Source organism: Corallococcus terminator (assembly GCF_003611635.1).
In the GTDB taxonomy this organism is placed as follows: Bacteria; Myxococcota; Myxococcia; order Myxococcales; family Myxococcaceae; genus Corallococcus; species Corallococcus terminator.
Window position 1 is genome coordinate 1 of record NZ_RAVZ01000287.1, and the last position, 13,146, is coordinate 13,146.

The following is a 13,146-nucleotide window of genomic DNA, read 5'->3' on the forward strand; positions in this document are numbered from 1 at the left end:
CCCCTGCCCCTGGACGCCCTCTGCCAGGAGACCTGCTCCACCGACGCCGAGTGCCCCTCCGGCCTCCTCTGCGTCGCAGCCGGGGACGCTCCCGCCCGGTGCCTGCTGCCCACGCTCCAGGCGGGGACCTACGGGGCTGCGTGCTCGGAGGACGCCGCGTGTGGCGCACAGGGCGTGTGCGCCCGGCTGGAGGTGGAGGGGGATGACGCCTGCCGCTGCTTCACCCCCTGCGAAGCCATCTCCGACCCCCTGCCTTCCGACGACGGCCCACCGGTTGAGAGCGGAGGCTGCGCCGCGGCCCCCGGGTCCCTGGGCGCGCTCACCCTGACCGTGCTGATGGGGCTCCTGCGGCGACAGCCCCGGTGCAGGATTCCAGCAGGTCGGTCAAAGTCTGACTCCGCGTGAAACCACCCACAAAACCGCAAATGTAGGCGCAACTCCGCAAGTAGGGGGCCGACAATCAGGCATAACGGTTTTCGGCAATCGCGAGGTTCTCCACATGGGTGACTACCGGATCAAGTCGGGCGACACGCTGGGCGCGCTGGCCAAGCGGTTCAACACCGACGTCGGCTCGCTGATGAAGGCGAACCCGAACATCAAGAACGCCGACCTCATCTACGCGGACGCCAAGCTCACCATCCCGGGCGCCAAGGACGAGTTCCAGGCGGAAGGCGCGGGCCCCAAGGGTCCGGACCTGACCGGCGGCACCCAGCAGACCCAGGGCTCCAGCGGCGCCGAGCCCGTGGGCGAGATGCCTCCCGGTCAGGTCGGTGACTGGATCAAGCAGGCGACGGACATCCTCAAGGCGAACGGCATCCCGGCGGACAAGATGAACCCGCAGGACATCGCGAAGATCATCGAGCACGAGTCCAGCGGCAACCCGAACGCCATCAACAACTGGGACTCCAACGCGCAGAAGGGCACGCCTTCCATCGGCCTGATGCAGACCATCCAGCCGACGTTCGACGCGCACAAGCTCCCCGGCCACGACAACATCCGCAACCCGGTGGACAACATCATCGCGGCCGTCCGCTACTCCATCGAGCGCTACGGCTCGGTGTCCAACGTCCCCGGCATCAAGGGCCTCAACGGCGGCGGCGCCTACGTCGGTTACTGACCGGCGCTCCACCCCCGAAGCAGCACCGCGCCCCGCGGTGGAAGGCGGTCCCCCGAAAAGAGGGACTTCGTCTCCCACGCGGGGCGTCGTCTTTTTCCGGCATGCCGCGCGGAGCGGAAGCCTCAGCCTCCGTGCAGCCCGGAGCGGTTGTGCGGTCCACCCGCGCTCTTGATGTGGATCTGGCTGGGCGCCTTCTTGCGGCCCCGGATCCCGGTGCCGCGGTTGTTGCGCTTGGGGCCGTGGTCGCCCGCAGCGGGGCCCAGTGTCACGCGCTTCAGGTCCTTCTGCCGCAGCAGCTCCGCCTCGTCGTCGTGCGCCAGCGTCTTGCGGCCCTTGCTGGCCTGCACACTGGGTTGGGCCGCATGGGCACCCACGCGCCGCTTCTCCTTGATTCCCGCCATCAGGGTCCGCACGGACATAGAGGTCCTCCTTGTCTTCAAGAGGTAGGGACCCGGGGTGGGGGATGCCATCCCTGGCGACGGACGGGGCGAGGGCTGCTCGCGGTGCATGCAGGGAGTGGGGGCTCGTCCTGGCGGGATGTCAGGGGACACGTCGGGCGGCGCTCACCGGCGCGGAGTCCCGGCAGGCACGTGGGCCGCGCGGACGAACCCCACTGACTTCAGGTGAGGTCGTCGTTGCTGCGGCGCGCGCGCTTCTTCGCCTTGGGCTTGCTCGGCTTGGCTTCCGGCCGGGCCTTCTGCTGGCGCGTGGTCTCCGGCGGGAACAGCCAACCGTCCTCGGGGCGGGGCGCGGTGGCGTTCACCACCGGGTCCAGGTGCTGACCCCGGCAACCCCGGCACCAGGACTGCGGACGGCGCTGGCCCCGGCTCATGATGCGGAAGCCGAAGTCCTGCTCCGTGGGTCCCGTGTGGCCGCAGCGCGGGCAGCGCGTCAGCGACGTCGTGCCCGTCTCCTTGGCCTTCTCCCGCCCGTGCTCCACCACCAGCGCCAGCGCCGCCGCGAAGCCCAGCTTGCGCTCCGTGGACACGTGGAACTGACGCGCGCGCTTGCGGCTGCCCATCACGGGCAGGAGGTCGAGTCCCCCCAGCAGGTTGCGCTGCTCCAGGACTCGCGACGACGACGATGGCGGGGTCGAGTGGCTCACGCGATCATTCATACGGGAGGGGTCTGACATGGACGGTTCGCGCGCCTGCCCGCCAGGTCCCCCTCCGTTGGGAGGTCTGGACACATGTTCAGTAACTCCGGGCACTTGGCGGCTATTTCCGCTGGTGGGCGGCCGGAGGTGGGGGCGTCAGGGGCCTGGGCACGGCTGGTTGGACGCCGCGAACGGCCGGGGGGATGAGCACCTTGGGGCTGCCCTCCCATCACCCAACCCGAGGTGTGCCATGGCCCAGTTCCATGAAAGCGAAGCCGAGAAGCAGGCCCGCCACGAGCGGCGCCACGATTCCCACCTGCGAGCCACCTACGCGGCCTTCCTCCTCCACCTGGAGGAGGTGAGCGGCCTGCCCCGCAACCTCGCCGAGTGCGCCGCCGTGTCGGTGCTGACCACCCTGGAGCGCCGCGTCTTGCCGGATGGGGCGCGCAACCTGGAGGCGCAGTTGCCCCGCCTGCTGGTGGCCTTCCTCCCGCCCGCGGAGGAGCGTCCCGCCCGGCTCCAGCGCTTCGGTCGGGAGGAGTTCATCGAATCCGTCGCGGAGGACCTGAAGATGCCGGTGGACCGCGCGGAGCTGGTGATCCGCGCGGTGCTGCGCGCGTTCCAGGATCAAATCACGGAGGGCGAGGCGGACAAGTTCGCCAGCAACCTCCCCGCGGACCTCCAGGCCCTGTGGCGCCTCACGCAGTAGGCGAGGCACCCCGATTCCCCGCGTGGCGGTGGCTACTCCACGGGGCCGCTGCCCGCGCCGTCCCCGGTGGTGAACACGGGGGTTCCCCCGGGGAGGCTGGGGTCGTGCGGGAGGCTGCCGCGCGGGCTGCGCAGGTAGACGAAGGGCGTGGCGAACAGGAAGTTGCTCACGCGCGACGTGTAGATGTCCGCGTAGCGCTCCACCTGCCGCGCCAGGTGGCTCTTGTCATTGCCGGCGCGGGTAAGCAGGCCCCAGTGCGGATTGGACAGCTCCCCGGCCGCGCGCGCCATGGGCCCCAGCTCCGCGTCCAGGGCCTCTGTCTCCGCGCGCAGCTCGGTGAGGCGGGTGACCAGCTCGCTCTCGGTCGTGTCGGTGCGGGGGCCGTACTGATGGCGGCGGCGCTGGAGCTCCAGCCGGACCTGACAGCTCTCATCCTCCAGGCGCTCCTTCTTGAGCATGCGCTCGCCGATGCGCACCTCCGTGGCGCGGAACGCGGCGATGGAGCGCACCTCGTCCTCCAGCTCGCGCAGGATGAGCGCGGTGCGCCAGCGCAGCACGTTCTTGGTGACGTGCACGTCGCCGAACATGTGGTCGCCCACGTAGAGGATTTCGTCACCGGACAGGCCCAGGTGCCGCTCCAGCTCCAGCGCGCTGCCGCCGAAGTAGGGCTTGCTGCGGTTGAGCGGGCCGGAGTGGGGACGCAGGAGCGCTTCCCCGTTGGCCTCCACCACCTCGAAGAGGGTGGAGCGGGTGGTGAAGAACTCCGGCTTGCGCGCGCTGACGATGACGACGTCGAAGAGCTGGCGCCAGGTCATGCCCTCGGGCAGGTGCTTGTCGAAGGCGAAGTGCATCATGGGCTCGGTGTAGGCCCATTCGCTGTTGGTGATGAGCAGCAGCTTCTTGCCGGCGTTCTTCTGGTCCAGCAGCGCGAGCGGCGTCTCCGGATCATCGATGACGTAGCGCTCGGGGTCCGCGATGATTTCGGCCTTGAGGCGCCCCTGCATGTGCGTGGCGTCCAGGTTCTTGCGCACGTGCTCGTAGAGGTCCACGTAGCCCATGGGACCGGGGAGCTGGCCAGCGTCCAGGCGGTCCACGAGCTGCGCGTAGATGCACGCCTCCGAGAGGGAGAAGAGCGTGTTGAGGAACACCCAGCGGCGGTCGGCCAAGTCGATGATGGTGCGGTTGTAGGCCTCGCGCTGCGCGTCGAAGTCCATGGGCTTGCTGCCATGGAGGGCCTTCTTCACGAAGCCGAAGCGGTTGGCCTTGAGCAGGTTGCCCTTGGCGGTGTCGATGATGAGGCCGCGGATGGCGAGCATCGGGTCGAACGTCAGGTCGGCGACGGGCCAGCCCTGCTCGACGAGCCGGTCGCGGATGTACTCGTAGGCGCGGCGCTCCCACGCTTCCACGCGATAGTGGATGAGCGTGTAGTCCATGTCGTAGCCCACGGCCTTGATGGCTCGCATGTTGAGGGTGCGGTTGCAGAACAGGCCACGCTCGGGCGGGGGACCGGAGTATTGAGAACGCATGGGGTGAAGGCTTGCCAATCCCCGAGCGCAAAGTCGAGTGGCCCGTGCATTCCGTTGGTTCGTGGGCAGGGCCTGGGTCGTCCAGATGTCGGAATGATGGGATACGGGTGACGCGCGCGACACGAGGGGCTGGCGGCGGGCGCGATGCGAAGGACAGGTGCACGGTGGAAATGACGCGACGGTTCAGTGGAGCGGTGGTGGCGCTGGCGGTGCTGCTGGTGTCGGGCGTGGCGGGGGCGGAGGAGGCCTGGGACACGGTGGCCACGGAGCCCTTCGTGGTGAAGGTGCGGCCACGCCCGGGGACCAAGGCGAAGGACATCTGGGCGGAAGGCGAACTGAAGGCGAGCGCCGCGCAGGTGCAGGCGACGCTGGAGGACATGGAGTCCTATCGGCTGTTCATGCCGTACGTGAAGGAGTCGCGGGTGGTGAAGCCCACGGACGACGGCGGTCGGCTGACGTACACGCGGTTGGATCTGCCGGTGGTGTCCTCGCGCGACTACATCTGCCACGTGGTGACGGAGTCGAAGGTCGCGCCGGATGGGACGGGCGTGTACGAGCAGCACTGGAAGGCGGAGCCGGACGCGTTTCCCGCGAGGCGCGACGTGGTGCGCCTGCGGCTGAACGAGGGGAGCTGGAAGGTGGAGTCGAGGGGCGAGGGGAAGTCCTGGGTCGTGTACAAGTTCACGGTGGACCCTGCGGGCTCCATCCCCGGGTTCCTGGCGAACGTGGGGCAGAAGGACGCGGTGGTGGACACGCTGCGCGCGGTGGAGAAGCGCGCGAAGTCGCTGACGGTGCCGCCCCCGGCGAAGTAGTGCCTGTTTCTACCGGCCGGAGCCCGCGCCGCGCCGCCGGCCCTTCTTCAAGAAGTCGATGAGGGCCTTGAGCTTCGGCGTCACCTGGGACCGGCTCGGGTAGTAGAGGAAGAAGCCGGGGAGGGCGGGGCAGTACGGTTCGAGCACGCGCACGAGGCGTTTGTCGGCCACGAACCTCTGCACGCGGGTCTCCGGCAGGAAGCCGAGTCCCAGGCCGTCCACCGCGGCGTCCACCATGAAGTCCACGTCGTCGAGTGACACGCGCCCGTGGACCGCGACCTCGATGCGCTTTCCTCCGTCCACGAGATCCCAGCGGGAGACGCCTCCATGCGTCCGGCTGAGGTAGTTGATGCAGTCGTGGTCGCGCAGCTCGCGCGGGTGTCGGGGCTTGCCGTGCGTCGCGAAGTACGACGGTGAGCCCACCACGGTCATGCGGATGTCGTTGCTCACCTGGACGGCGATCATCTCGCGGTCCAGCAATTCGCCAATGCGAATGCCCGCGTCGAAGCCTCGCTTCACGATGTCGATGAGCGCGTCGTCCAGATGGATCTCCACCTGGATGTCGGGATGGGCCGCGAGGAAGTTCGCCAGGTGGGGCGCGAGCACCTCCTGGTAGCCGTAGCGGGGCACGGTCAGCTTCAGGACCCCTGCGGGGCGGTCGCGCAGTTCGCCCAGGGATTCAAAGGCTTCGTGCACGCCCTTCATCGCGGGTTGAAGCCTGTCGAGGAAGTGGGCCCCCGCCTCGGTGAGCCCGACGCTGCGCGTGGTGCGCTGGAGGAGCCGCACGCCGACGCGTTCCTCGAGCACCCGGAGGCTCTGGCTCACCGCCGAGGGAGTGACGCGGAGCTGCTTCGCCGCGGCGGTGAAGCTTCGTTTCTCCGCCACCGCGAGGAGCGCCGTGAGGCCCGAAAGGTCGTCGCGCATTCTTTAGCATAACTACAAAGCGCATCCAGATACGACGTGTTTCGGGGCGGAGTCGGGGACCGTAGCTTGTGGGCCATGGAGGACGTCATGAGCGCACAGCAGGGCAGGGTCTGGTTCGTCACGGGTTCGTCGTCGGGGTTCGGTCGCTGCATCGTGGAGGAGGCGCTGGCGAGGGGAGAGCGCGTGGTCGCGACGGCGCGGGATCCGCGCACGCTCGCGGATCTGGTGGCCCGCGCTCCCGACCGCGTCCTCGCGGTCCGGTTGGATGTCACGAAGGCGGACGAGGTCCGGAGCGCCGTCGCGGCGGCCACGGAGCGTTTCGGCGGCATCGACGTGTTGGTGAACAACGCGGGCTACACCCTTCTGGGCGCGGTGGAGGAGACGAGCGACGAGGAACTCCGGGCCGCGTTCGAGCCGCTGTTCTTCGGCGCGGTGGCGATGACGCGCGCCGTGCTCCCCCAGATGCGTGAGCGTCGCTCGGGCACCATCGTGCAGCTCACGAGCGCGTCCGGGTTCGCCACCTACCCGGGCACGAGCGCGTACAGCGCGGCGAAGCATGCGCTGGAAGGGCTGTCGGAGGCGCTCTCGAAGGAGGTCGGGCCGTTGGGCGTGCGGGTGCTGATCGTCGAGCCGGGCATGTTCCGCACGAACCTGCTCGGCCCGTCGTACCGCGCGATGCCGGCGATGGCGGCGTACGCCGAGACGGTCGGACCGATGCGCACGTATGCGACGCAGTCCGACGGTCAGCAGCCCGGTGACCCCGCCAAGGCCGCGCGCGCCATCGTGGAGGCCGTGGCTTCGGGCTCCACGACGTTGCGACTCCCCCTGGGCGCGGACGCCGCGGACGCCATTCGCGAGAAGCTGGCGCAGGTGCTGTCGGACGTGGAGCGCACGGAGCCGATCGCTCGCGCGACGGCGTTCTGATTTCGGAGCAGGAACGGACCAGGAACCGCAGGTCCGTACCGTGTTTCCGCATCCGGTCTCGGGCCCAATGCCGTCATGAGCACGAACCAGGCTTCCTCCCACCGCGGGCTTGACGCCCTGCTGACGCCCCAGAACAGCGTGCTGGTGTTGATCGACCACCAGCCCTTCCAGTTCGCCAACCTGCACAGCCACGAACCGACGATGGTGTTGAACAACGTCGTAGGCCTGGCCAAGGCGGCCAAGGTCTTCAATGTGCCGACGCTCCTGACCACCGTGCTCGAGGAGCGCGGCGGCTATCTGGTCAAGGGGCTGCAGGACGTGTTCCCCGACCAGAAGCCCATCGACCGCACCTTCATCAACACCTGGGAAGACAGCCGCGTGGTGGACGCGGTGAAGAAGACAGGGCGAAAGAAGCTGGTGCTCGCCGCGCTGTGGACCGAAGTCTGCCTGGCCATGCCCGCGATCCAGGCGGCGGGCGAGGGCTATGAGGTCTATGTCGTCACCGACGCCTCGGGGGGCGTCAGCCGCGAGGCGCATGACATGGCGGTGAGGCGCATGCAGATGGCGGGCGTGACGCCCCTCACCTGGATGTCGGTGATCTCCGAATGGCAGCGCGACTGGGCCCGCGAAGCCAGTGCCGCCGGTCTCGCTGGTGTGCTCGCCGAGCACGGCGGTGGCAGCGGCGTGGCCTTCGCCTGGGAGCTGCAACTGCTGGCAGGCCGACCCGGTAAGGGCGTCTGAACGAGCGGCCTTCCCGGGTTCGGGGGGATGACTCTCCTCCGGATTGCTGACAACGTTCTCCTGAGCGATGGAACCCCCGCCGTCAGGGGACTCGGGAGAACGCTGCCGTGGAGACACGCGCTGAACGGCTGAGCCCGCTGCCGGAGAACGTGGTGGGCGTTTCCGTCGTTCGGCGGAAATGGAATGGGATCTGCGTGGATGTGAACGAGATCCGCTCTTCGGGCCCCACCGAGCACTCCCTGTGCCTGGAAAGCCACACGCGACTGAGCGCGCTGCTGGAGGAGGTGGGCTCGCCCTGCGAGCCCCGTTTGCGCGAAGGCAAGCCCTGCGAAATCGGTTACGTCCCCCGGCAGATGAACATCATGCCCGCGGGCATGCCGCTGTGGGGCTACAGCGCCAATTCGCGCATGGTGCGCGATGCCGTGCTCCTCTTCGACCTGCCAACGCTGGGCGAGCGCCTGGGCCAACCCCTGGGCACAGCCGACCTGGATGCGCCGCGGTTGCGCTTCGCCGATGACCGCCTCTGGACGCTGGTGAGCCTGCTCGCCGACGTGGTGGATGACGACGACCCCGCCACCCAGCTCTACGGGGACGGGCTGACCGCCGCCATCTTCGCCGTGCTGGGCTCGCGCCGTGGGGACGGCCCATCGACGCGCAAGGGCCTGGCGCCGTGGCAACTGCGACGGGTGATCGACTTCCTGGAGTCGCGCCTGCCGGAGCGGGTCGAGTTGTCAGCATTGGCCGCACTGGTGGACCTGTCGCAAGCGCACTTCAGCCGCGCCTTCAAGGCGTCCACCGGCATGGCGCCGTATCAATGGCAGTTGCAGGCCCGCCTCAAGCGCGCGCAGACGATGCTGTTGACGACGCCGGCCTCGCTGGAGCAGGTCGCCGAAGCGACGGGCTTCGCCGATGCCGCGCACTTCGGCAAGGCCTTCCGGCGGGCTCATGGCACCACGCCCGCGATGTGGCGGCGGGAGCGGAAGCGCTGAACGAGGAGCGTCAGACCCGCTTGCGGTGGGTCTCCAGATAATGCCAGACCCCGGCCGCCAGGGCTCCGGCCGCGATGCAGATGGCAATGCTGATTCCCGTGTTGCCGGCCCGCTGGCCGAACATGGCCCCCACCACGACGCCGAAGAGGATTCCCCAGACAAGCTTGTTGGACATGTGCTCCTCCGAAAGGAATGAGCTGCTCCTTCCTCACCGGAAGGAGGCCATGCGGAACTTGAGGCTGGAGACCTTCGCACCCCCGGCGTAGCTCTTCGACGGCGTGCCCTGGCAGTTCGGCTTCGTGCGCATCGAGGAGATGGCCTGCTTCGAGCCAACACTGAGCGACCTCGCCGTGAAGACGCTGCCGTCCATGAAGGTATCGATGGGTCGTCATCTCGTCCGCTCCATGCATGAGTGCTGCCCTCGGGGGCAGCCATCTCAAACTAGGTGCGGAGGTGGAATGGGGCATATCCCCAGGCCGCCCCGGCGTCCCGTCGTCACGGTGGCCTTTCGGCGGCCCAGGGACTGGACGGTCTCCTGGGGGGCTGGTGGGGCCCGGAGCTAGGAGGTCGGAAACCGCACGTCGGGAAGGACGAGGAACCGCGTGCCTTCCGCGTCCAGGAGTTCCAGCGTGTAGACGCCGAGGGCTTCTGTTGTGGATGCCGGTGCTTCCACGATGATCTGGGCCCTTTCGCTTGCTGTGCTGGGGGCGACTTGAAGCACCTGCAAGGTCGGGAGGACTTGAGGCTGGAGGGCGCCCAGGCTTGCGAGAAGGTCCCTGCCTGGCAGCGACACTCCTTCGGGGAGCTCGATGAGCACCGCGATCCGCTGTGAAGAGCGAAAACTCCTGATCCGAAAGTCCGCTTTGTTGTTCACGGAGGCTGATGATGCCGGAGCGTTGAGTCTCAGGGTCGCGACGCCTTGAGCATTCATGAGGCCCGAGGACAGCAGCGTGGAGAGTTCCACGGTGCACCGACACGTTTGTTGTGGCATCGGCGAGGTTGCGTCTGACGCCAAGACCTCAGCGGACGCAAGAAGTGGAAGGAGGAAGAGAAGCATTCGCCCTCACGCTAATTCTCGTAGTCTCGCAACACGGACTTGACTTCGATCTGGTTGAAGAGGACCGCGTTGTCGTAGTAGCTGCTGTTGAGGCGGGGAAGTCCTTTCTGACGCTCGTTCTGCGTCCAGAACTGAAAGCAGACGGGATGGGTTTCACCGGTCTTCTTCTGCCGAAGCTGGGTGAGATGACCGTAGACCCGTTCGGCGCTGATGTATAATTCACCCGTGAGCGTGTCACCATCCCTGACGCCTTTACTGCCATAGACCCAGATGGCAATCCGTCCCTCACGAACGGTCACATTCCCATTCCGTGGCCCCTGGCGATCGAACATGCCGTCCAGCATGGCGCCATAGACGCCCAGTTTCTTCATGGCTGCGACCGACGCTTCCGGGCAGTTTTCGAAGGGAGGATCGGGACGATCCATCATGGGCGGATTGCTGGCGCAAGCCATTCCCATACAGGCCGAAGCCATGACGGCCTTGAGCGGACGGTTCGGCTTCAGGGGCGGTGCGACAGGGGCTGAAACAGTGGGTTTGGAAGTCACAGGTGAGCGTTCCTCGGGAGGCGTCGCCACGGGGGCAACGGTCGCCAATGGAGGGCCCGTGGTCAGCGGGGCAGCGACAGGAACACTGTGCGATCGCTCCGGCGGACTCGCCAGTTTATGACCACTGGAGGTGGATGGAGGTGATTGAACCCCTGGGGTTGTATTTCGAGTCCAGGCCCCGGACAGGACCTCCCAGGTTCCAGAGCCCGTGACCAGGAGCATCAGGCACACAATCAGGCTGATCAGCCCCGTTCCCCCGAAAGACTGGAGCCAACTCGCGGGACGGATCAACGGCAGCAGCGCCACGGGCTCCGTCTCCGCCGTCCGGTAGGGCTGGGACGGCCATTCCGGGCGCCGGATCCGTCCGGGCTCGTCCCCCGGCATCTCGTGGAAGAGCCGCGCCTCGAACGCCGCACCGTCGGAGAGCAGCCCCTCCACAATCTCCGCATGTGCCTGCACGCCCGTGCGCGGCCGCCGCTCCGGCTCCTTCTCCAACAACCTCAGGATGGCCGCGGCGAGCGGCACGGGCACCTGGGGATTGATGGTCCGGGGCGACGGCGGCAGCCGCTGGGTGATGGCCACGGTGAGCAGGTCCGGCGTCAGCTCGGGAGAGAACGGGTAGTGCCCGGTGGCCGCGCGGTACAGGCACACCCCCAGCGCGTACAGGTCATCCGCCTCCGTGTACGGATAGCGCACCTCCGGTTGCCGCCAGTGGAGCTGCTGGAAGCGGATGGCCTCCGGGCTGCGCAGGTGGAGCGTGCCCGGGGGCAGGGTGGTGGTGGTGAGGGTGGTGGCCCCCGCCTGGTCCCCGGCGCCGAAGTCGATGAGCACCGGCACGTGGCCCGGCTCGCGGATGAGGATGTGCTCCGGCTTGAGGTCGCGGTGCAGCACGCCCCGCGCATGCAACACGTCGAGCGTCATCGCCACGGAGCCCCCCACCATGGCGAGCTGCCGGAACGTGGGATTGGAGGCCTCCGCCCAGGTGTGCAGCGCCACCCCTTCCACGCAGTCCATGACGAAGTACGGCAGCCCGTCGATGGGGTCCGGCCAGCGCCCGGTGGCGTGGACGCGGACCACCTGGGGATGCCACGCCCGGTCCAACAGCAGCGACATCTCCCGCAGCGCCCGCGCTGGATCCGGATGCAGCGACAGCTTGAGCGCGAAGCTCCTGCCCGGCCCCTCCAGCGGTTCGACCCGGTAGACCGCCCCGTACCCACCCACACCCAACGTCCCGAGCACGCGCCAGCGCCCCACCTCCGTGCCGGGTTGGAGCGCCGCCGGGAACACCTGTGACCGTTCTGGAACCATCAACCTCCAGGGTCCCATGGATTCGACTCAACCTGAAAGGTCATCTTCGGACTTCCAGTCCGTGAGGCCCGGGAGCACATGTGCTCTCACGTCAGGAAGTCTCGCCCTGGGCCGCGATGACGCTCCCAACGGAATCAGAAGTTGTTCACTGAAACGTGACACGAACAGGGTGGGTCCAAAGTGAAACGGCCGGGGTGAGTCAGACCGTTCTGGTGTATTGAGCCGCGTCGCACCGCTGTCTCCCCCCTCCAGGAGTTCCTGATGCGTCGTCTTGGCTCAGCCCTTCTCGCAGTGAGCATGTTCGCCGGTTGCGGCGGTCTCGAAACCGAGCCGTCCCCCGAGTCCCTCACGTCTCCTTCCTTCGAGGCGCAGCAGGCGCCCATCACCACCACGAACGTGGATGTGGCCCCGGAGTGCACGGGCATCATCACCTTCGTGAACACGGCGTCGTTCCAGACGCTGGACGCGTACCTGCCGAGCAACGTCGCCACGAACCTCGTGAGCCGCCGCTCGACCGCGCTGTTCACGTCGCTGGCGGACGTGTCGTCGGTGAATCTGGTCGGTGAGACCCGCCTCAAGCAGATCGAGCAGGGCGCGCGCGCGACGGGCGCCATCGGCTCCAGCTGTGTCGGCATCTTCGACGGGCTCGCCATCTCCACCTCCGACGCGGCCGCCATCGTGTCGCTGGTGAACACCATCCCGGACTCGGAGCTGCACGACGTCCTGCCGGACGCCTGGAACGGCGCCGCGAACCTCCTCAACCTGCGCCCGTTCACGACGGCGCAGGCCATCTCCAACGTGACGGGCATCGGCGACGTCAGCTTCCGCAGCATCCGGAACGCCGCCACGCTGAGCCGCCCGTTCGAGGCGCTCGCCTCCGCGCTGAACGCCATCCCGAGCAATGGCTCCCATGGCGCGCAGCTCAAGCGCCACTTCGACTGGTGGGATGAAGTGACGGCCTACCACGGCTACTCCCAGGGCGGTCCGACGTGCTTCGGGCTGGAGCCCAGCAGCGTCCCGTCGGGCGCGGCCATCCGGCCGAACCTGGCCAACGCCGCCGAAGTTCGCGCCGCGGTCGTGAACACCATCAACTATGTCAACGGCAACACCCTGATCTCCGCCTCGGTGCGCAACGCGGGCCTGGCGAACCTGGACGCGCTGAGCGCGGGCCGTTCGTTCAAGGGCTGCATCTTCAGCTACTCGGACGACCCGTGGAGCCGCCACAACGTCTCCATCTTCGTGGACACCGTGAACGGCTTCAGCGTGTTCACCGAGACCTGGTGGGCGGAGTAATCCGAAGCTGACGTCCCGGCTTCAAGAAGCCCCGGGCTCCCACGAGGAGTCCGGGGTTTTTGTTTTCGTGCGAGGGCATCCCCGGGCGACCCGACAGCCGACCCC

The 13,146-nt window shown here is 67.9% G+C and carries 15 protein-coding genes and 1 pseudogene; 8 read left to right on the plus strand and 8 right to left on the minus strand.

The features are described from left to right. A pseudogene (locus tag D7V88_RS31170) lies at positions 1-405 on the plus strand (S1 family peptidase); the annotation flags it as partial. Between the two features lie 94 nt (positions 406-499). Next, positions 500-1,117: a transglycosylase SLT domain-containing protein gene (locus tag D7V88_RS31175; RefSeq protein WP_120544263.1), complete on the plus strand. Its 618-nt coding sequence runs from the start codon at positions 500-502 to the stop codon at positions 1,115-1,117. A 122-nt stretch (positions 1,118-1,239) separates the two neighbouring features. On the opposite strand, the gene D7V88_RS31180 is transcribed toward D7V88_RS31175, so the two are convergent. Together D7V88_RS31180 and D7V88_RS31185 are read right to left on the minus strand one after the other, a co-directional pair. Beyond that, complete coding sequence (locus D7V88_RS31180; protein WP_208726582.1) at positions 1,240-1,536, minus strand: hypothetical protein; 297 nt, start codon at positions 1,534-1,536, stop codon at positions 1,240-1,242. 200 nt (positions 1,537-1,736) lie between these two features. Next, entirely contained in the window at positions 1,737-2,252 is a 516-nt protein-coding gene (locus tag D7V88_RS31185) for a hypothetical protein (protein ID WP_120544265.1), read from the minus strand. A 211-nt stretch (positions 2,253-2,463) separates the two neighbouring features. Here D7V88_RS31185 and D7V88_RS31190 point away from each other — a divergent pair, with 211 nt between their 5' ends. Then, complete coding sequence (locus tag D7V88_RS31190; RefSeq protein WP_158625194.1) at positions 2,464-2,922, plus strand: DUF2267 domain-containing protein; 459 nt, start codon at positions 2,464-2,466, stop codon at positions 2,920-2,922. Positions 2,923-2,954: 32 nt separating this feature from the next. On the opposite strand, the gene D7V88_RS31195 is transcribed toward D7V88_RS31190, so the two are convergent. Further along, positions 2,955-4,448, minus strand: coding sequence for an HAD-IG family 5'-nucleotidase (locus D7V88_RS31195; RefSeq protein ID WP_120544267.1), 1,494 nt, complete (start codon positions 4,446-4,448; stop codon positions 2,955-2,957). A 170-nt stretch (positions 4,449-4,618) separates the two neighbouring features. Here D7V88_RS31195 and D7V88_RS31200 point away from each other — a divergent pair, with 170 nt between their 5' ends. Next, positions 4,619-5,260: an SRPBCC family protein gene (locus tag D7V88_RS31200; RefSeq protein ID WP_120544268.1), complete on the plus strand. Its 642-nt coding sequence runs from the start codon at positions 4,619-4,621 to the stop codon at positions 5,258-5,260. Positions 5,261-5,269: 9 nt separating this feature from the next. Here D7V88_RS31200 and D7V88_RS31205 read toward each other — a convergent pair whose 3' ends face one another. Continuing rightward, positions 5,270-6,184, minus strand: a complete 915-nt coding sequence (locus D7V88_RS31205; RefSeq protein ID WP_120544269.1) for a LysR family transcriptional regulator — start codon at positions 6,182-6,184, stop codon at positions 5,270-5,272. Between the two features lie 87 nt (positions 6,185-6,271). Between D7V88_RS31205 and D7V88_RS31210 the strand changes: the two genes are divergently transcribed. From D7V88_RS31210 to D7V88_RS31220, 3 genes are all read left to right on the plus strand, one after another. Next, on the plus strand, positions 6,272-7,108 hold the full coding sequence (locus D7V88_RS31210) for an oxidoreductase (RefSeq protein WP_120544275.1): 837 nt from the start codon (positions 6,272-6,274) through the stop codon (positions 7,106-7,108). A gap of 75 nt (positions 7,109-7,183) precedes the next feature. Continuing rightward, positions 7,184-7,849: a hydrolase gene (locus D7V88_RS31215; RefSeq protein ID WP_120544270.1), complete on the plus strand. Its 666-nt coding sequence runs from the start codon at positions 7,184-7,186 to the stop codon at positions 7,847-7,849. Between the two features lie 194 nt (positions 7,850-8,043). Next, positions 8,044-8,838 (plus strand): helix-turn-helix domain-containing protein, encoded by a 795-nt coding sequence (locus D7V88_RS31220; RefSeq protein WP_244238490.1) that lies wholly within the window; start codon positions 8,044-8,046, stop codon positions 8,836-8,838. Between the two features lie 10 nt (positions 8,839-8,848). Here D7V88_RS31220 and D7V88_RS43235 read toward each other — a convergent pair whose 3' ends face one another. The 4 genes from D7V88_RS43235 to D7V88_RS31230 all read right to left on the minus strand — a co-directional run bounded on the left by D7V88_RS43235 (position 8,849) and on the right by D7V88_RS31230 (position 11,748). After that, on the minus strand, positions 8,849-9,013 hold the full coding sequence (locus D7V88_RS43235) for a hypothetical protein (RefSeq protein ID WP_158625195.1): 165 nt from the start codon (positions 9,011-9,013) through the stop codon (positions 8,849-8,851). A 33-nt stretch (positions 9,014-9,046) separates the two neighbouring features. Then, positions 9,047-9,208 carry a hypothetical protein gene (locus D7V88_RS43240; RefSeq protein WP_158625196.1) on the minus strand — a complete coding sequence of 54 codons (162 nt, stop codon included), beginning with the start codon at positions 9,206-9,208 and terminating at the stop codon, positions 9,047-9,049. Between the two features lie 189 nt (positions 9,209-9,397). Further along, positions 9,398-9,802 carry a DUF2381 family protein gene (locus D7V88_RS31225; protein ID WP_158625197.1) on the minus strand — a complete coding sequence of 135 codons (405 nt, stop codon included), beginning with the start codon at positions 9,800-9,802 and terminating at the stop codon, positions 9,398-9,400. 104 nt (positions 9,803-9,906) lie between these two features. Next, positions 9,907-11,748 (minus strand): serine/threonine protein kinase, encoded by a 1,842-nt coding sequence (locus D7V88_RS31230; protein WP_158625198.1) that lies wholly within the window; start codon positions 11,746-11,748, stop codon positions 9,907-9,909. Positions 11,749-12,009: 261 nt separating this feature from the next. Here D7V88_RS31230 and D7V88_RS31235 point away from each other — a divergent pair, with 261 nt between their 5' ends. Beyond that, positions 12,010-13,041: a hypothetical protein gene (locus D7V88_RS31235; protein WP_120544274.1), complete on the plus strand. Its 1,032-nt coding sequence runs from the start codon at positions 12,010-12,012 to the stop codon at positions 13,039-13,041. Positions 13,042-13,146: the final 105 nt, after the last annotated feature.

Bases quoted from the DNA above. Each gene is read 5' to 3' on its own strand.
- D7V88_RS31205 (WP_120544269.1), bottom strand. From the start codon at position 6,184: ATGCGCGACGACCTTTCGGGCCTCACGGCGCTCCTCGCGGTGGCGGAG.
- D7V88_RS31195 (WP_120544267.1), bottom strand. From the start codon at position 4,448: ATGCGTTCTCAATACTCCGGTCCCCCGCCCGAGCGTGGCCTGTTCTGC.
- D7V88_RS31190 (WP_158625194.1), top strand. From the start codon at position 2,464: ATGGCCCAGTTCCATGAAAGCGAAGCCGAGAAGCAGGCCCGCCACGAG.
- D7V88_RS43240 (WP_158625196.1), bottom strand. From the start codon at position 9,208: ATGGACGGCAGCGTCTTCACGGCGAGGTCGCTCAGTGTTGGCTCGAAG.
- D7V88_RS31180 (WP_208726582.1), bottom strand. From the start codon at position 1,536: ATGTCCGTGCGGACCCTGATGGCGGGAATCAAGGAGAAGCGGCGCGTG.
- D7V88_RS31230 (WP_158625198.1), bottom strand. From the start codon at position 11,748: ATGGTTCCAGAACGGTCACAGGTGTTCCCGGCGGCGCTCCAACCCGGC.
- D7V88_RS31235 (WP_120544274.1), top strand. From the start codon at position 12,010: ATGCGTCGTCTTGGCTCAGCCCTTCTCGCAGTGAGCATGTTCGCCGGT.
- D7V88_RS31210 (WP_120544275.1), top strand. From the start codon at position 6,272: ATGAGCGCACAGCAGGGCAGGGTCTGGTTCGTCACGGGTTCGTCGTCG.
- D7V88_RS31215 (WP_120544270.1), top strand. From the start codon at position 7,184: ATGAGCACGAACCAGGCTTCCTCCCACCGCGGGCTTGACGCCCTGCTG.
- D7V88_RS31175 (WP_120544263.1), top strand. From the start codon at position 500: ATGGGTGACTACCGGATCAAGTCGGGCGACACGCTGGGCGCGCTGGCC.
- D7V88_RS31200 (WP_120544268.1), top strand. From the start codon at position 4,619: ATGACGCGACGGTTCAGTGGAGCGGTGGTGGCGCTGGCGGTGCTGCTG.
- D7V88_RS43235 (WP_158625195.1), bottom strand. From the start codon at position 9,013: ATGTCCAACAAGCTTGTCTGGGGAATCCTCTTCGGCGTCGTGGTGGGG.
- D7V88_RS31185 (WP_120544265.1), bottom strand. From the start codon at position 2,252: ATGTCAGACCCCTCCCGTATGAATGATCGCGTGAGCCACTCGACCCCG.